The organism is Achromobacter mucicolens (assembly GCF_029866465.1).
Taxonomy (GTDB): domain Bacteria; phylum Pseudomonadota; class Gammaproteobacteria; order Burkholderiales; family Burkholderiaceae_B; genus Achromobacter; species Achromobacter mucicolens.
The window spans coordinates 3,776,735-3,793,126 of record NZ_CP123364.1; the positions used below are offsets into that span (position 1 = coordinate 3,776,735).

A 16,392-nucleotide genomic window follows, 5' to 3' on the forward strand; every position below is an offset into this window, starting at 1 on the left:
TGCAGGTACTGTCCATTAGATGGACGATTTGAATTATTGGATGAACGCATTCTGCGCTATACATGCGGATGGCATCAAGGTAGAGTCCACCCTACGGACAATGGTTTTCCCTCGTCCGTTCGTTGATAACCCTTAGTTTTCAGAGATTTGCATGCAAGACAGCGATGCCGCGTCCGCCGGCCCACGCACGCTACGCCGTGGGTTGGCCGTGCTGGCCGCCCTGCGTGACCAAGGCCCGGACGGCCTGAGCGTGACCGACATTGCCCGGTTGACCGGCATTCAGCGTCCCACCATCTATCGGTTGCTGGCAGCGCTGCTGGACGCCGGCCTGGTGTTGCCGGTCACGGGCACCAAGAAGTACCGCGCTCAGCTCGCCGTGGACCCGGACACGCGTTCGCGCGACCCGCGCGTGCGCCAGCTGCTGCCCGTGCTGCGCCGCCTGGCCGACCGCACCGGCGACGCCGTGTTCCTGGTGGTGCGCGAAGAAGACGATTCCATCAGCCTGCATCGCGAGATCGGCAGCTATCCCGTACAGATCCTGGCCACGTACGCGGGCAAGCGCCAGCCGCTGGGCGTGGGATCGGGCGGCATGGCGCTGCTGGCGGCCCTGCCCGACGACGTGGCGCGCGGCATCGTCGAGCGCAACTCAGGCCGGTTGGACGAGTACGGCGGCATGACGCCGCAAGAGATGTTCCGCCTCATCGAAAACACCCGTGCGCGCGGCTATTCCGTGGTGGGCAACCATGCGGTACGCGGCGCCCTGGGCGTGGGTTGCGCGCTGCTGGACGCGCAGGGCGCGCCCCTGTTGGCGGTCAGCGTCACGGCCATCATCGACCGCATGCCCGCGCAACGCCAGCGCGAGATCGCAGGCTGGATCAAGACGGAACTGGCCCGGCTGGCGATGCCGGCCTGAACCGGGGATCGGCCGCGTCGCATTCATGCACTGAAAAAAGCCACGAAGCCGAGACGTAAAAAAATGGGAGCCCCGCGAGGCTCCCATTTTCATGCCTGACGCCCTGCGCGCCTCGTTCAGGAAGCGGCGGCGCCGGTTTTGGGGTTCTGGATCTCGCGAAGCGGGATCGGGGCCTGGAAGCCGGCCTCTTCGAGCGCGCGGCGGATTTCCTGGTACAGGCTCCAGCGCAATTCCCAGTACTTGCCCGACTCGGCCCACACGCGCACGTTCACGGTGACGCCGTTTTCCTTGTAGTCGAACACCTTGACCTGAGGCGCCGGATCCTTCAACGCATCGGGACGCGCATCCACTATCTGCTGCAGCTTGGCGACCACCGCATCCAGATCGTCGCCATAACGCACCGGCACGGGGATATCCAGACGGCGCGTCTTGTTGCGGCTGTAGTTGGTGATGGTGGCGTTCCATACCGTGCTGTTGGGCAGCGTGAGATGAATGCCATCGCCCTGCACGAGACGCGTGAGAAACAGGCCCACCTCCTCGACCGTGCCGTCGGCGCCCGAACTGAGGGCGATGTATTCGCCGGCGCGGATGGGACGCAGGATCAGCAGCATGATGCCGGCCGCGATGTTCTGCAGCGTGCCCTGCAAGGCCAGGCCGACGGCAAGACCGGCGGCGCCCAGCACCGCGATCAGGCTGGCCGTCTGCACGCCAAAGCGCGCCAGCACCGCGATCACCGTGAAGATGCGTACCGCCCAGATCACGGTCGTGGAGAACATGGGAACGATCGTGGGATCGATCTTGGGCGACCGCGTGGCGGCCCGGCGGACCCAACCGCCCAGCAACGAAGACACCCACCAGCCGATGCCCAGGATAAGCAAGGCAACCAGCAGATTGATGCCCATGTCCATCAGCCTGGGCGCCCACAGATAGAACTCTTTTACGGCCTCATCCATGGAGGAACCTCCTGCGAAAAAAAATCGACGGAAGAATGTATCAGAAGCGGCTTGCGCAAAACGGCGCGGCGCCTGGCGGGAGTGTCAGGCTTTGTAAAGAGAACCGACCTGCAGCATAGGTCTTCCGGCGCCGGCAGGCAAAGCCGCGTTACGCAGGCACGATGCGAAAGTGGTTGTCCCAGGAGACATCGCGCGACGGCGGCAGGACCGGCTTTTCCCTGCCTTGAGCGTCGGTGCGGATCATCGCGCCCAAACCGCTCGTGACCAGAAAGCCGTCTTGCGCGGCGGGCGCGACGCCGCAGCCGTCGGCAAGCGCGGTGGTCCCCAGGCATTTGCCGCTGGCGGCATCCCAGTAGATCACCTGCCCGCCAACCGGGCTGGACGTGGCCACGATGCCGCCTGCGGCATCGACCGCGACGGAGCCGACGTAGTTGCGCATGTTGCGCAGCGTCTCGGGCGGTCCTTCGAACAGTTCAAGCGCCGCGCCGCGGCGGTGCCGTCCGACCAGCGCGGGCCGGTCGGCCGCCGGCCCCATGTATTGGCAACCGAACCACACCGCGCCATCGGCCGCCTGCGCCAGATGCCGGATCGACAGCCGATGCAGCGATGGCGCGAGCTCCACCTTTTCCAGCAGCTGGCCGGTGGCCGCGTCGATATACGCGAGCGACGGCCGCATGGTGTCCAGGTTCAATTCCAGCTTGCCGTAGTCTGGATGCGTCAGGATGCCGCCATTGGCCACGCATAGCGTCTTGCCGTCAGGCAGCAGCACGACTTCGTGCGGACCGATGCCGCCGGCGTCGAACTCGCCCACGCGCCGGTAATCGCCGCCCGGCGTGGCGTCGTACAGACCCAGCACGCCGCGCCCGGCCTCGAAGTCGTTTTCCGTGGCGGCCAGAAGCCGCCCGCCTTGCACGAACGCGCCGTGGCCGAAGAAGTGACGGTCGTCGGGCAGCGCCAGCGCCACCGGCTCGCCTCCGGTCAGCGAAAACCCCAGCGCGAAAAAGCCCGGCTGGCGGCCGAACACGACCGCGCGCCCAGCGGCGCCATCGATCGCAAAACTGTGCCCGCGGGCAGGCATCGGGATGGCCAGGCGGTCGCGGCCGGTCTCGTCCAGCACCACGGCCTCGTCGCGCCCGCCGCGCTTGCGCGCGGTCAGGTACAGCGGCCCGCCATCGGCTGGCATTGCGGCGCGCGCGGCGGCGGGCGGCAAGCCCAGCGCGGCGGCCAGCGCCAGGAACCGGCGCCGGTCAATCACCATCGAGCGCATTGAACCCAATGGTCACGCCCAGCGCAGGCGCCAGGTTCTCGTCAACGATGGCCTTGGCGTTCTTGAGCGTCAGCGATGCCAGCATGAGCAGACGGCGTCCCTCTTCACTGGCCAGCGCCGCATCCAGCGGCACCGGCACCTCGCGCAGCGTCTGCGCCGCGCTGGACAACTCGCTCCGCACCGACGCATCCATCCAGCCCTCGCCCGCCGGCAGCGGGTACGCGCCCGCCACATAGAACGCCTTGAGCGCATCCACGTTGGCGGCCAAGAGGCTGGTCGACAGATTGCTGCGCCAGAACGCCGCCCGCTTGGGCCGAGCGGCCTGCGGCGAATCGCCCAGCACCGGTACGATCTTGACGTCGCGCGCGAACTGCAGGCCGGTCGACAAGGCCTTCATGGCCTCGGCCGCCACCTCCTGCGAACTGCGGTACAGGTCGTTGCCCGGCTTGGGCGCGGCGAACTGGCGGCCGAACGCGCCCTGCGGGCTCCAGGCCTCGCCCACATCGCGCGAGATGCTCGCCACGTTGGACGCGATGGCCGTGGCATAGCCGCAGGCGTAGGCAAAACCAGGCGCGCCGGTCTGCTTGAGCAGATCCGGTTCGCCATAGAGCACATATTCCAGCGCGGGCAGGCCTTGCACCGCCACGCTGCGTCCGGCCAGCGCGCCGGGCTGGAGCAGCGCGTCGTCCTGGGCCGCGATCAGCGCCTGCACCTGGCGGGGCATCACGCCACGCGTATCGGGCCAGAACGCCAGCCGTTCGAAGCGGTTGGCCTGCACCAGCGGGCCGAAGCGCAGGATCTCGACACCGGACCACGCGTGCGCCAGCGTGCCGAAGGCATCGCCGACGCGCTTGGCGCCTGCCGCGTCAGGCTTGGAGCACCAGCCGCCCAGCGCCCCTTCCAGGGCCGCGGCGGCATCCGTCATCTTGGCCACCGCGGGCCGCGCGTAATCGCGCGCCAGGCGTTCACCCAGGTCGGCGGGCAAGGCGGCCTGCGCGGCAATCGGCGCAGACAGCGGTGCCGCCAGCATCAGCGCCACGGCCGCGGCGCGCTTGAACGGAAGGCGGACAGAACGGGCCATCACAGCGACTCCAGGAAGCGGATCAGGTCCGCGCGTTCGTCGGGCGTCATGTTCACGACGCGGTCGCGCGCGGGCTTAGCCGCGCCGCCGTGCCACAGCACGGCTTCCAGCAGCGTGCGGGCGCGCCCGTCATGCAGCCAGGTGGCGTTGGGATTGACGGTCTTGGTCAGGCCGATGCCCCACAGCGGCGGCGTGCGCCATTCTCGGCCGGTGGCCATGCCGTCGCTCACGCCGTCGGCAAGGTCGTCGCCCATGTCGTGCACCAGCATGTCGGTGTACGGCCAGATGAGCTGGAAGCGGTGTTCCGGCTGCTTGGCATTGCGGCTGGTCACGTACTTGGGCACGTGGCAAGCCACACAATTGGCCTCATAGAAGAGTTTCTTGCCGGCCAGCACGCGCGCGTCGTCCGCATCGCGCCGCTGCGGCACCGCCAGGTTCGTCGAATAGGTGGTGATGAAGTCCATCAGCTTGGCCGGCACTTCCTCCGGGCCGAAGCGCGGCTGCGCGCCATGCGGCATGTCCAGGCATTGCGGCTGCGCGGCGGTGCAGTCGCCGGAATGCTTGGGGAACATCGGCGTGGACAGGCCCATGTCATTGGAGAACGCCGCGGCGCTTTGCTGCTCGACCGTCGGCTGTCCGGCTTTCAGGTTGAAGCGGCCTAGCGCCCGCGCGCCGGTGCGCGCGTCGGTGACCCAGTTGGCCTTGCCGACGATGCCGTCGCGCTTGTCCGCGCCGATGTTCGCCAGGATGTCGGCCTCGTGGATCGATTCCAGCAGGCCCAGGCCGATCATCGGCGGCGCCAGCCGCGGCGAGATCTGCGTGTCCGCGCGCATGGGCCCGTAGCCCAGGTTCTCGATGCGGTAGGTGGGCTTCATCAGCGTGGCGGTCTCGCCGCCGCGCAGCGCGACCGGCACGGGTTCGTACTCGATCTCCATGCGGCCCTCGGCGGGCAGGCCCGCGACCGCGAAATTCTGAAGCTGCACGCCGTAGACGGGTTCCGGCAAGGCCGCGATCTCGCTGGCGCCCAGCTTGGGATGTCCCCGGTCCGCGCCTTGCGGCACGGCCAGGCGCAGCAGCAAGGCGACGGCGTCGGTGCGTTCCAGCGGATCGAAGCCCGGCACCGTGCCGCGGCCGTCCTTGGTGTGACAGGCCTGACAGGAGCGCGCATTGAAGAGCGGTCCCAGCCCGTCGGACGCCTGCGTGGACGCGGGCGCGGACACCCAGTCCTTGCGGAACAGACCGTTGCCGACCTGGAATTCCTGGCGGCCTTCAAAGCTCATGTTGGCCGACGGCTGAGAAAAGATGTCGGCGTTGATGAGCTTGTTGGTGGTGGCGGCGCCGGCCTGCATGGTCTCGAACGATTCGATCTTCGAGAAATCCTGCGTGGGCGCCGTGATGGCAGTGACGCGCTTCTGGTCTTCGGGCGTCAGGTCGTCACGCCCGCCGGAGGCGGCGGGCGCGGCGGCGGCGCCGGCATGGGCCGACGCCGCCAGTACGGCGGCTAATACGAGTTTCACTTGAATACGGCGTCAGGTTTGTCCAGGCTGTCGGAACCTTCGATGGCAACCTTGCCCAGTTCCAGCAACGTAATCACGCGCTCCAGGCTGCGCGTCTGCGCCACCAGGCTGTCGATGGCTGCCTGCACCACCGCGTTGCCCTCCTTGTTGCCGTCCGCGATCATCTGGTCATAGGTCTCGACCGTCTCGGCGCGGGTCTTCATGGCCTGCATGGCCGCGACCGTGGCGTCCAGCTTGGCGCGCACCTCGGCGTCCAGCTTGGGATCCTTGGCCTTGACCAGTTCCGACAGGCTCGCGCCCGACACGGTCTTGCCGTCGATGCGGGTGTACGAACCCAGATAGACATTGCGGATGCCGATCTGGTCGTAATAGTGCGAGTTGTGCGTGTTGTCCGAGAAGCAATCGTGCTCTTCCTCGGGATCGTGCAGCATCAGGCCCAGCTTCATGCGCTCGCCCGCCAGTTCGCCGTACGACAGGCTGCCCAGCCCGGTCAGCATGGCGATCAGGCCCGCCTTCGGATCCTCTTCTACGGCCTTGCGCGCGGCGCCGTCCTTCTTCCAGTTGCCCACCATTTCTTCCAGGTCGGTCACCAGCAGGTCCGTCACGGCCTTCAGGAATTCGATGCGGCGTTCGCAGTGGCCGCCGGTGCACTGCTTGGGATCGAAGTCGGTGTGCGGGCGGTTGCCGGAATGGCGCTCCTGCGGCGTGCCCTTGCGGTCCTTGGGCGCGGCGCCGGTGCCGTTCAGGTCCTGGCCCCACAGCAGGAATTCGATCGCGTGATAACCCGTGGCCACGTTGGCTTCGTTGCCGTCGGCCTCGTGCAGCACTTCGGACAGCAGTTCGGGCGTGATCTTGCTGACGTCGACCGTCTTGCCGCCCACCGAGATCTTGGAATTGGCGATGACGTTGACGGCGTAGAAGGCGTTCTCGTCATTCTCGGTGCCGTAGGACGCGTCGACATAGTCGATCAGGCCTTCATCCAGCGGCCAAGCGTTCACGCGGCCTTCCCAGTCGTCGACGATGGGGTTGCCGAAACGGTAGGCCTCGGTCTGCTGGTAGGGCACGCGCGCCACGATCCACGCTTCGCGCGCGGCCTTCAGGGTGTCGGCGCTGGGCTTGGCGACCAGCGCATTGATGGCCTCGCGCAGCTTCTTGGCTGCCGTGAGCGAATCCTCGTAGCCAGCCAGCGCCAGATCGGAATACGTGGCGACCACGGCCTTGGGTTCGACGGCGGCCATCGCCGTTCCGCCATACACCGCAGCAGCCAGCACCGCCCCCAAAAGCAACTTGCGCATCGAATCTCTCCCGTAATCCGGACGGCTCGCCCCCGCGGCGGACCGTTCCGGCTTGAATTTTGTGGATGCGAGTGTAAACAATTTTCGTTTGTTATTCAGGCCCTGTTCAGATAGCTGACAACTTTTTGAACAAAAAAAGTATGCTGCGGCAGGCCGCAAATGGTCTTGCCGGCCCTGCTTTTTCACTCTGGAATTCGCCCCATGGAATTGCGCCAACTCCGTTACTTCGTCCGCGTCGCCGAACTGGGCAGCATTGGCCGGGCCGCGCGAGACCTGGGCGTGGTGGCCTCGGCGCTCAGCCAGCAGATCAGCCGGCTGGAAAGCGAGCTGGCCACGCGGCTGCTCACGCGCAGCACCACGGGCGTGACCACCACGCCCGCCGGCGCGGCCTTCCTGCGGCAGGCGCAGCTGACGCTGCGGCATGCGGAAAGCGCCATTGCGGCCGCGCGCGAGGCGCGGTTGGCCGGCACGGTCAGCGTCGGTTTCGCGCCCACCACCGCGTCGCTGCTGGCGCGTCCGTTCTATGCCGCCATGACCGAGCGCTATCCCAACGTGCGGCTGCATCTGGTCGAGGGCCTGTCGGGCAACCTGGGCGACCTGCTCAACGCCCGCCGGCTGGATCTGGCCGTCCTATTTCAGAACGACAGCGCGCAAGGCCGCAGCGTGGTGCCGGTGCTGGACGAACGCCTGTTCCTGCTGGCCCCGCGCGGCATGATGGAGCGTCCCGATGGCGAACCCGTCCGCATGGCCGATCTGGCGGGGCTGCCGCTGGCCGTCACCAGCAAGGCGCACGGGCTGCGCGCGTGGGTCGAGGCGGCTTTCGAGCGGGCCGGCATCGAGCCCTGGATCGGCGTCGAGGTCGACGGCCTGACCACGTTGATGGACCTGGTTCAGGCCCATCCGATCGCGACGATCCAGCCCGGCGCTGCCGTGGCCCGCGTCGAAACCGGGCTGCTCAGCATGCACCCCATCGACGACCCATATCTTTTTCGCCGCAACCAGATCTACTGCATCAGCGACGACGAACTATCGCCCGCGGCCCTGGCCGCGCGCGTGGTGCTGCTGGACGCCATGCGCGCCCTGGTCCGGCACGGCGGCTGGCCAGGCGCCACCCTTCTCGATTCGTGATGCCCCCATACGCTTAGGATCCCTAGGCGGTCGGTTTTCTAGAAGATAAATTGATCCACATCAAGTCGCGGCAGCGTGCCGCGGCGATTTACCTTCACGAAATCCGATGACCACTACTCCGAATCGCCCCGGCCGGCTGGGCATTTCCTCCATGCGCCCCCACTGCTCCGACGCCGAGTGGCAAGCCCGCGTGGACCTGGCGGCCTGTTACCGGCTGGTCGAGCTTTACGGCATGGCCGACATGATGGCCAACCACATCTCGGCCCGCGTGCCCGGCGAGGACAACGCGTTCCTCATCAACCCCTACGGCATGATGTACGAGGAGATCACGGCCTCCAGCCTCATCAAGGTCGACCTGGACGGCACCATCCTGTCCAAGCCCGACTTCGGCGATCTGAACTACGGCATCAACAAGGCCGGCTATGTGATCCACAGCGCGGTGCATGCCCACCGCCACGAGGTGGACTGCGTCATCCACACCCACAGTTGGGCGTCGATGGCCGTGTCGTCGCTGGAATGCGGCCTGTTGCCGCTGACGCAGACCGCCATGCGATTTCTGAAGATCTGCTACCACGATTACCAGGGCGTGGTGCTGGGCACCGACGAGCAGGCCTCGCTGCTGGCCGATCTGGGCCAGGGCGAGGCGCTGATCCTGCGCAATCACGGCGCGCTGACCGTGGGCCGCACCGTGGGCGAGGCCTTCAACTGGATGCACCGCCTGGAACTGGCCTGCCGTTCGCAACTGGCGGCCATGGCAACGGGCGCTCGGCTTCAGCCCGTGCCGCAACCGGTGCTGGAAGAAACCTGGAACAACTACCAGCCTGGCACCCGGCGCCCCTACGGCGTCATGGAGTGGCCCGCGCTCTTGCGCAAGCTGGACCGGATCGATCCCGGTTACCGCGACTGACCATCCGATTTTTCAGCGTCCCGGCCGGCGTGGCGGCACGGGGCCCTCATCACACGACAACGACCACGCGAGGAGACATCATGAAAACTGCCCAAGCCCTGCTCGCTTGCGCGGCGCTGGCGGGCGCCTGTACCGCGCCCGCCGCCAGCGCCGCCGGCTATCCCGACCGGCCGGTCAAGGTCATCGTGGCCTTCTCGCCCGGCGGGACCACCGACACGCTCACCCGCAGCGTCACGAACACGCTCACGCAGAAGCTGGGCCAGCCCTTCGTCGTGGAAAACAAACCCGGCGCGGGCGGCAACATCGGCACCGAGTACGTGGTGCGCGCCGCGCCCGACGGCCACACGCTGATCGTGAACTCGGTCGGTCCCATCGCCGTCAATCCGTCGCTGAACAAGCTGTCCTACGATCCGCTCACCGACCTGGTGCCGATGGTGCAGATCGCGACCGTTCCCAACGTGCTGGTCGTGCCGCCGTCCTCGCCCGCCAAGGACATCCAGGGCTTTCTGAAATACGTGAAGTCCGCGCGCGATCTGAACTACAGCTCCACCGGCGTGGGCACCTCGTCGCACCTGTCCAGCTACATGCTGATGGACGAACTGAAGGTCAACGCCACCCACGTGCCGTACAAGGGCGCGGACGCCGTGAACGACCTGCTGGCCGGCCGCATCGACTTCATGTTCGCAACCATTCCGTCGGTGATCGGGCACATCCGCGCCGGCAAGCTGCGCGCGCTGGCGGTCAGCACGCAGCAACGGTCCGCCACCTTGCCCGAGCTGCCGACCATCGCCGAGTCCGGCTATCCGGGTTTTGACGCGGGTTCGTGGTTCGGCTTCTTCGCCCCCAAGGGCACGCCGCAGCAGGTGGTCGATCTGGTCAACCGCGAAGTCAACGCGACGCTGCCCGCCTTGAACGAGCAGATGCTGCGTGAAGGCGCCGAGCCGGTCGGCGGCACGCCGGCGCAGTTCGCCACCTTCATCAAGCGCGAACACGACAAGTGGGCCGTGCTGGTCAAGAAGTTCGATCCGCAGGCGCATTGACGCGCTGGGCCGCAAGCGGCAAGCCGCTAGGCGAGGTCCGCCGCCTCCAGCTTCCACCCCAGCGCGTACCACCACGCTGTGGCGGGATCGGCATCAAACGCCGCGGCGGCGCCATCGCGCAAGGTTCGCGCCGCGGCTGGCGTGCTGGCCTCGACAACAAACAGGGGGAGACAGCACGCGGCCGCTGGCGGACTCTCGCGGCAGCGGGGTGCTGAGCGCCGCGTCGGGCACCAGCAGACAAGACCGCACGAAGCCGTCGACCTCACGCAATTCGGCGCCGGCATTACGCGCCCGTGCCACCGGCGCACCCGCACTGCCCACCGGCAAGGGCAGCACCACAAGCTGGCTGCCGCTGCCCGCGCCGGTCACCGCTTCCACCGCGCACACGCGACGCATCGGATCGCGCATGCGGTCCAGGTTGGTCACCGACCAGGCGGTCTGGCGCTCGAACGCGGCGCGGTAATCCGCCGTGGTGAACGCGCCCAGCGACTGGGTGCGGTACAGGCCCAGATACTTGCGCCCACCCTGCACGGACACATAGCGCGCGCCCGACAGGAAGCCGGGAATACGCACGCGTTCCTCGACATGCTCGCGGTCGTACCAGCGGTTGAAATCGGGTTCATCGGCGGGATCGACGTCGGTTGCGACGAAAAGCAGCCCGTTGGGCACAAGCGGGAATTCGGAATCAGGCGTCATGGCGTCAGAGGGTCGGGATGAGCAAGGCCTCATCTTCGGGCGCAGGCCGCCGCGCGGCAAACCAATAAATCTTGCGCCCGGCAACAGAATTACTGAAAGCGATCCGGGGTTTTCACCCTTGCCAACGGGCCGGTTCGGCCTGCGGGGCCACCACCGCGGCCGTGAACTGATCCGACGCGCGGCAGGCCAGCTCGGCAACCAGCCGGATGGCGTCGGACCCGCCGCTTTCCAGGTAGCTCACCACCAGCAGCTGCGGCGGCGCCGGCAGATCGGTGCGGATCACCTGGATCTCGCCGCGCGCGACGTATTCGTAGATGGGCGGCAACGGCACAAGCGCGCGGCCGAACCCGCTGCGCACCAGCCGCGCCAGCGCCGAGATCGAGCTGACGAAATGCACCTTGCCTTGCGGCATGCCCACCTCGCGGTACAGCGCCTTGAGCGCCTCGTGCGGCTGCGAGCCCGGGCTCATCGTCAAAACCGGCTCGCCCAGCAGGTCATGCACCGTCATGGCGTCTTCACCCCCCGCCGGCCCGACCCAGCCCATTTCCATGGGCAGGCACGGCATGCTGATGATGCCCGTGTCGTTCAGCACATCCGTCTGGAACGCGATGTCCAGCGTGCCTTCGCGCAGGCCGCGATGCAGGGCGCGCGTGGTTTCCGACGTGAGCTGCACCTCGATGCCCGGATACGTCGATCGCAGGTTCGTCAGAAAACCGATCAGCCACGTATGCACGACGGTTTCGATCGCACCGATGCGCACCAGACCGGCGACCTCGTCGCCCCGCTTGCCCAGCGACAGGATCTGCTGGCGGATCTCGAGCAGGCGCTCGCCGTAGTCCAGCAGCCGTGTGCCGACCGCGGTCAGCTTCAGCTCCTTGGCGTCGCGTTCGAACAGGCGCGCGCCGATGTCTTCTTCCAGCGACGCGACGCGGTTTGCCACCGCCGCCTGCGTGATGTGCAGGCGGTCGCTGGCGGCGCGGAAACTGCCCAGCCGGGCGGACCACAGAAAGGCTTCGACAAAACGCGTGTTCATGGGCCAGATGCTACTGCCATCCCGGCGGGCGCGCGCATGCCCGCCCGCGCGGCAAGCCGCTATGTCCCCTTATGTGGTGCGCCTTGCACCATCTTGGTTCACGGCGGGCACCAGCCTGAAGCGGCAAGCGGGCGCGCCACGGGGCAAACCTTCCGGCGCACAACCTGGCACGGGTATTGCTTGATGACTGGTATGCAAGCTTGTCTACAAGCGCCCCCTCTCAAGCAGCCCAGGAGCCCCACATGATCAATCGCAACGCACCCTACGCCTTCAACGCCACCCGCCGCCGCCTGATCCAGGGCGCCGCCATGGGTGCCGCGGCGCTCGCCGCCCCGGCGCTGGTGCGCGCGCAATCGGGCCCGGTCATTCGCATCGGCTTCTGGCCCGTGGCCGCCGGCCTGCCGTTCTACGCCGCCATCGAGAAAGGCTACTTCAAGGAAGCGGGCCTGAACGTCGAGGCGCTGAAGTTCGCCGGCGCGCAGCAGGTCATGGAAGCCATGCTCGCGGGCCGTGCCGACGGCAGCGCCAACGGCACGGGTTCGGCCAACCTGGCCATCGGCGAGATCGCCTCGCCCGGCCTGTTCAAGATTTTTGCGTCCAACCCCAGCAACGTAAAGAACGTGCTGGACGAGTTCATCGTCGCGAAAGACAGTCCCATCAAATCCATCGCAGACCTCAAGGGGAAAAAGGTCGGTTCTGGTCCCGGCATCCAGAATTCCACGCTGGCCAAGGCAGTACTGGAGCGCGCCGGCGCAACCGGAGCAACCGTGGTCGAGTTGGCGATCAGCCAGCACGTCGCCGCGGTTGCCGCCGGCCAGTTGGATGCGTGCTACACGCTTGAACCCACGGGCACGGTGGGCCGCCTGAACGGCACGACCCGCGTGCTGGAAACGGGCGTGATCGCCAAATACGTGCTGGGCGATCCCATGGCGCCGTGGTTCGGCGGCTCGGCCTCGCTCACCACCGCCTTCCTGAAAAAGCATCCCGAGGAAAGCAAGAAATTCATCGCCGCGTACGCGCGCGGCATCGAACTGATCCGCACCAACCCCGCCGAGGCGCGCCCCTTCCTGAAGGGCTACACCGCCATCGAAGGTCCGATGACCGAGGAAGTGCCGCTGGCCGCCTACACGCTGCATAACGAGTTCACGCCCAGCGACGTGCAGTACTTCCAGAAGTTCTTCGACCTCTTCACCGACAAGGGCATCTTCGCGCAAAAGGTCGACGTCTCGACCATGCTTTACAAGGGCTGATCCATGACCGCGACCACGGCTACGGGCGCCACGCCCGCCCCTTCCACGGCCTCCAGCACCGCGCCGCCCAAGGCGCAGCCGGGCATGTCCAAACCGCCGCGCAAGTTCAACAGCGCGCGCCTGCTTCCCCTGATCGGCCCGCTTGCGCTGTTCATCGTGTGGGACCTGGTGGTACGGCTGCAGCTGGTCAGCCCCGTGCTGCTGCCCACGCCCAGCGCCACCATCGTGGCGCTGGTCAAGGGCATGGCGGGCGGCCCGCTGCTGGCCGACTTCCTGTCCTCGCTAAACCGCACGGTCCAGGCCTTTCTGATCGCCGGCGTGATTGGCGTGCCGCTGGGCGTGCTGCTGGGCAGCAATGAAAAGGCCTACCGCAGCGTCGAGTTCCTGGTGGACTTCTTCCGCTCCACACCGTCCTCCGCGCTGATCCCGCTGTTCCTGATGATCTTCGGCGTGACCGACATGAACAAGATCGCCATCGCCGCCTTCGCGGCCGTGCTGGTGATCCTGTTCAACAGCGCCTACGGCGTCATCAACGCCCGCAAGCAGCGGGTGATGGCCGCGCGCGTGATGGGCGCATCGCGCTGGCAGATCTTCAAGGACGTGCTGATCTGGGAAAGCCTGCAGCCCACCTTCGTCGGCCTGCGCAGCGGCGTGTCGATGGCGCTGGTCATCGTGATCGTGGCCGAGATGTTCATCGGCTCGGACAGCGGCCTGGGCAACCGGATCATCAATGCGCAGCAGGTGCTGAACGTGCGCGAGATGTACGCCGCGATCCTGGCGGCCGGCGCGCTGGGCTATGTGCTCAACATTCTCTTTCTCGTGCTGGAAAAGCGCGTGGTTCACTGGAGCGGCCGATAATGTCCACCGTCATCAATCCCGCCATCGCCCCCGGACCGGCCGCCGCGCCTTTTCAACCGGGCCCGCTGGGCACGCACATCACCATCCGCGGCCTGACCAAGTATTTCGCCGGCTGGCCGCTGTATGAAGACTTCAACCTGGACATTCCCAAGGGCAAGATCGTCTCGGTCTTCGGTCCCAACGGCTGCGGCAAGTCCACGCTGATCAACATGATCGCGGGCCTCATCCCGATCGATGCCGGCGAGATCCTGTTCGACGGCAAATCGCTGGCGCAGACCAAGATCGGCTACGTGTTCCAGAACTACCGTGAAGCCATGTTCCCGTGGCTGCGCACCATCGACAACATCGCCTATCCGCTGCGGCTGGAGGGCCGCAGCAAGGCCCAGGTCGACGCGCGCGTCGAGGAACTGGTGGCCTCGTTCGACGTGAAGTTCGATCTGAACCGCTATCCCTACGAACTTTCCGGCGGCCAGCAGCAGACCGCCTCGATCATGCGCGCGCTGGCGCCCGGGCCCGAGGTGCTGTTCCTGGACGAACCGTTTTCGGCGCTCGACTTCGAGATGACGCTGTTCATCCGCGAGAAGCTGCAGGAAGTCTTCTTGCAGACCGGCACCACCATGCTGCTGGTCTCGCATGACCTGGAGGAAGCCGTGTACCTGGCCGACCAGGTGCTGCTCCTGACCAAGCGCCCCACGCGGGTCGCCGAGATCCTGGACTACACGGATGCGCGCCCTCGCACGGTCGAGACGCTGTCCGAGCCCAGCTTCATCCAGATGAAGAAACTGAGCCTGGAGATCTTCCAGCGCGAAGTGCGCAAGTAACCCACGCCATCACCGGGAGCATCCGCCATGACACAGGAAACCATCGACCAATACGTGCGCAGCGCGCTGGCGCTGTCGGGGTATGCGCTGCGCGAGTCCGCCACCGAGCAGGTGGCACAGCAGTTCGCCCGCATCCACGACATCGCCGCCGCGTTTGCCGACGAGCCGCTGCCGGTGGAACTGGAATCGGCCTCGGTGTTCCGCCCGTGACCGGCCCCGCTCACGATATCGCCCGCCAGGTGCGCAGCGGCGAACGCAGCGCCGTGGCGGTGCTGGACGCCACCCTCGCCCGCGTGCGCGAGCGCGATCCCCGCTACAACTGCTTCACGGCCCTGACGGAAAGCCGCGCGCGGCAGGAAGCGCTGGCCATCGATGCGCGCCGGGCGCGCGGCGACACGCTGCCGCCGCTGGCCGGGGTGCCTTACGCCGTGAAGAACCTCTTTGATGTCGCCGACGAGGTCACGCTGGCCGGCGGACGCGTCAACGCGTCCAATCCCCCTGCCAGCCGCGATGCGGTGCTGGTGGCGCGGATGCGCGAGGCGGGCGCCGTGCTGATCGGCGCGCTCAACATGGATGAGCACGCCTACGGCTTCACCACGGAAAACACGCATTACGGCGCGTGCCGCAACCCGCACGACACGGCCCGCATCGCGGGCGGCTCGTCCGGCGGCAGCGCTGCTGCCGTGGCCGGCGGTCTGGTGCCGCTGACCCTGGGGTCGGACACCAACGGCTCGATCCGCGTGCCGGCTTCGCTATGCGGCGTCTTCGGCCTGAAGCCCACCTTCGGCCGCCTGCCGCGCACCGGTTCCTTCCCCTTTGTCGGCAGCCTGGATCACCTGGGGCCCTTCGCGGCCAGCGTCAGCGATCTGGCCGCGGCCTACGACGCGTTGCAAGGCCCGGACGAGTCCGACGTCGCCTGCGCGCAGCGCCCCGCCACGCCCGCGTTGCCGGCCCTCTCCGAGAGCGCGGGCGAGCTGCGCGTCGGAGTGCTGGGCGGCCACTTTTCGGAATGGGCGGGGCCACAGGCGCGCCGCGCCGTTGAGATTGCCGCGCGCGCGCTGGGCGCCACCGATGAGGTCGACTTTGCCGCCGCGGCGCAGGCCCGCGCCGCCGCCTTCGTCATCACCGCGGCCGAAGGCGGAGCGCTGCACCGCCGCCGGCTCGTCACGCACTACGACTACTACGAACCGCATTCGCGCGACCGCCTGGTGGCCGGCAGCCTCATCCCTGCGGCCTGGGTGCAACAGGCGCAGCGCGTGCGCCATCGCGCCTATCTCGAAGCGCTGGCGCTTTTCAAACACTACGACGTCCTCATCGCCCCGGCCACGCCCGTCAGCGCCACGCCCATCGGCGCGGACTGGCTGACGCTGGCGGGCAAGCAACTGCCGGCCCGCGCCAGCATGGGCCTGCTGACGCAACCGATTTCCGCCATCGGCCTGCCGGTCTGCACCGCGCCCACATGGCCGGAGCAGGACGAGGACGGCCATCTGCCGCTGGGTGTGCAGCTTATCGCCGCCCCGTGGCGCGAGATCGACTGCCTGCGCGCAGCCCATGCGCTGGAACAAGCCGGCGCAGCTCGCGTCCGGCCAGTCTGACGCCCATTCCGCCCCACCACCCGCAACGCCTGGAGCCT

15 protein-coding genes and 1 pseudogene are annotated in these 16,392 nt (G+C 67.4%); 9 read left to right on the forward strand and 7 right to left on the reverse strand.

Translation table 11 applies throughout. The annotated features are described in order from the left end of the window. Nucleotides 1-151: 151 nt before the first annotated feature. Nucleotides 152-913 (forward strand): IclR family transcriptional regulator, encoded by a 762-nt coding sequence (locus QEP15_RS17250; protein ID WP_056323481.1) that lies wholly within the window; start codon nt 152-154, stop codon nt 911-913. A 116-nt stretch (nt 914-1,029) separates the two neighbouring features. On the opposite strand, the gene QEP15_RS17255 is transcribed toward QEP15_RS17250, so the two are convergent. The 5 genes from QEP15_RS17255 to QEP15_RS17275 all read right to left on the reverse strand — a co-directional run bounded on the left by QEP15_RS17255 (nt 1,030) and on the right by QEP15_RS17275 (nt 7,026). Then, nucleotides 1,030-1,866 (reverse strand): mechanosensitive ion channel family protein, encoded by an 837-nt coding sequence (locus QEP15_RS17255; RefSeq protein WP_056323479.1) that lies wholly within the window; start codon nt 1,864-1,866, stop codon nt 1,030-1,032. 148 nt (nt 1,867-2,014) lie between these two features. Next, complete coding sequence (locus tag QEP15_RS17260; RefSeq protein ID WP_175155999.1) at nt 2,015-3,124, reverse strand: DUF1513 domain-containing protein; 1,110 nt, start codon at nt 3,122-3,124, stop codon at nt 2,015-2,017. Further along, a complete protein-coding gene (locus QEP15_RS17265; RefSeq protein WP_152385014.1) occupies nt 3,114-4,214 on the reverse strand; it encodes an imelysin family protein in 1,101 nt (366 codons plus the stop codon). The genes QEP15_RS17260 and QEP15_RS17265 overlap by 11 nt, the downstream gene beginning before the upstream one ends. After that, nucleotides 4,214-5,731, reverse strand: a complete 1,518-nt coding sequence (locus tag QEP15_RS17270; RefSeq protein WP_152385015.1) for a di-heme oxidoreductase family protein — start codon at nt 5,729-5,731, stop codon at nt 4,214-4,216. Before QEP15_RS17270 ends, QEP15_RS17265 begins: the two co-directional genes overlap by 1 nt. Next, nucleotides 5,728-7,026, reverse strand: a complete 1,299-nt coding sequence (locus QEP15_RS17275; RefSeq protein ID WP_056323468.1) for an imelysin family protein — start codon at nt 7,024-7,026, stop codon at nt 5,728-5,730. Before QEP15_RS17275 ends, QEP15_RS17270 begins: the two co-directional genes overlap by 4 nt. A 201-nt stretch (nt 7,027-7,227) precedes the next feature. On the opposite strand from QEP15_RS17275, the gene QEP15_RS17280 reads away from it, so the two are divergent. The 3 genes from QEP15_RS17280 (at nt 7,228) to QEP15_RS17290 (ending at nt 10,101) form a co-directional block, all read left to right on the forward strand. Then, nucleotides 7,228-8,154: a LysR family transcriptional regulator gene (locus tag QEP15_RS17280; protein ID WP_056323466.1), complete on the forward strand. Its 927-nt coding sequence runs from the start codon at nt 7,228-7,230 to the stop codon at nt 8,152-8,154. 106 nt (nt 8,155-8,260) lie between these two features. Continuing rightward, nucleotides 8,261-9,061, forward strand: coding sequence for a class II aldolase/adducin family protein (locus QEP15_RS17285; protein WP_280147767.1), 801 nt, complete (start codon nt 8,261-8,263; stop codon nt 9,059-9,061). Between the two features lie 80 nt (nt 9,062-9,141). Further along, complete coding sequence (locus QEP15_RS17290; RefSeq protein ID WP_253856895.1) at nt 9,142-10,101, forward strand: Bug family tripartite tricarboxylate transporter substrate binding protein; 960 nt, start codon at nt 9,142-9,144, stop codon at nt 10,099-10,101. 26 nt (nt 10,102-10,127) lie between these two features. On the opposite strand, the pseudogene QEP15_RS17295 reads toward QEP15_RS17290, so the two are convergent. Together QEP15_RS17295 and QEP15_RS17300 are read right to left on the reverse strand one after the other, a co-directional pair. Beyond that, nucleotides 10,128-10,797, reverse strand: a pseudogene (locus tag QEP15_RS17295) (hypothetical protein). 112 nt (nt 10,798-10,909) lie between these two features. Further along, nucleotides 10,910-11,830 (reverse strand): LysR family transcriptional regulator, encoded by a 921-nt coding sequence (locus QEP15_RS17300; protein ID WP_056323455.1) that lies wholly within the window; start codon nt 11,828-11,830, stop codon nt 10,910-10,912. 242 nt (nt 11,831-12,072) lie between these two features. On the opposite strand from QEP15_RS17300, the gene QEP15_RS17305 reads away from it, so the two are divergent. From QEP15_RS17305 to QEP15_RS17325, 5 genes are read left to right on the forward strand one after another with little or no spacing between them, the layout of a single operon-like run. Next, nucleotides 12,073-13,080, forward strand: a complete 1,008-nt coding sequence (locus QEP15_RS17305; RefSeq protein ID WP_152385021.1) for an ABC transporter substrate-binding protein — start codon at nt 12,073-12,075, stop codon at nt 13,078-13,080. 3 nt (nt 13,081-13,083) lie between these two features. Further along, nucleotides 13,084-13,938, forward strand: coding sequence for an ABC transporter permease (locus QEP15_RS17310; RefSeq protein WP_371825591.1), 855 nt, complete (start codon nt 13,084-13,086; stop codon nt 13,936-13,938). Further along, nucleotides 13,938-14,759, forward strand: coding sequence for an ABC transporter ATP-binding protein (locus QEP15_RS17315; protein ID WP_056323449.1), 822 nt, complete (start codon nt 13,938-13,940; stop codon nt 14,757-14,759). The genes QEP15_RS17310 and QEP15_RS17315 overlap by 1 nt, the downstream gene beginning before the upstream one ends. A 27-nt stretch (nt 14,760-14,786) precedes the next feature. Beyond that, nucleotides 14,787-14,969: a DUF4089 domain-containing protein gene (locus QEP15_RS17320; RefSeq protein WP_056323446.1), complete on the forward strand. Its 183-nt coding sequence runs from the start codon at nt 14,787-14,789 to the stop codon at nt 14,967-14,969. Continuing rightward, nucleotides 14,966-16,354: an AtzE family amidohydrolase gene (locus tag QEP15_RS17325; protein WP_280147768.1), complete on the forward strand. Its 1,389-nt coding sequence runs from the start codon at nt 14,966-14,968 to the stop codon at nt 16,352-16,354. Before QEP15_RS17320 ends, QEP15_RS17325 begins: the two co-directional genes overlap by 4 nt. The last annotated feature ends 38 nt before the right edge of the window (nt 16,355-16,392 follow it).

Bases quoted from the DNA above. Each gene is read 5' to 3' on its own strand.
- QEP15_RS17315 (WP_056323449.1), top strand. From the start codon at position 13,938: ATGTCCACCGTCATCAATCCCGCCATCGCCCCCGGACCGGCCGCCGCG.
- QEP15_RS17290 (WP_253856895.1), top strand. From the start codon at position 9,142: ATGAAAACTGCCCAAGCCCTGCTCGCTTGCGCGGCGCTGGCGGGCGCC.
- QEP15_RS17260 (WP_175155999.1), bottom strand. From the start codon at position 3,124: ATGGTGATTGACCGGCGCCGGTTCCTGGCGCTGGCCGCCGCGCTGGGC.
- QEP15_RS17320 (WP_056323446.1), top strand. From the start codon at position 14,787: ATGACACAGGAAACCATCGACCAATACGTGCGCAGCGCGCTGGCGCTG.
- QEP15_RS17275 (WP_056323468.1), bottom strand. From the start codon at position 7,026: ATGCGCAAGTTGCTTTTGGGGGCGGTGCTGGCTGCTGCGGTGTATGGC.
- QEP15_RS17310 (WP_371825591.1), top strand. From the start codon at position 13,084: ATGACCGCGACCACGGCTACGGGCGCCACGCCCGCCCCTTCCACGGCC.
- QEP15_RS17305 (WP_152385021.1), top strand. From the start codon at position 12,073: ATGATCAATCGCAACGCACCCTACGCCTTCAACGCCACCCGCCGCCGC.
- QEP15_RS17285 (WP_280147767.1), top strand. From the start codon at position 8,261: ATGACCACTACTCCGAATCGCCCCGGCCGGCTGGGCATTTCCTCCATG.
- QEP15_RS17300 (WP_056323455.1), bottom strand. From the start codon at position 11,830: ATGAACACGCGTTTTGTCGAAGCCTTTCTGTGGTCCGCCCGGCTGGGC.
- QEP15_RS17250 (WP_056323481.1), top strand. From the start codon at position 152: ATGCAAGACAGCGATGCCGCGTCCGCCGGCCCACGCACGCTACGCCGT.
- QEP15_RS17255 (WP_056323479.1), bottom strand. From the start codon at position 1,866: ATGGATGAGGCCGTAAAAGAGTTCTATCTGTGGGCGCCCAGGCTGATG.
- QEP15_RS17280 (WP_056323466.1), top strand. From the start codon at position 7,228: ATGGAATTGCGCCAACTCCGTTACTTCGTCCGCGTCGCCGAACTGGGC.
- QEP15_RS17265 (WP_152385014.1), bottom strand. From the start codon at position 4,214: ATGGCCCGTTCTGTCCGCCTTCCGTTCAAGCGCGCCGCGGCCGTGGCG.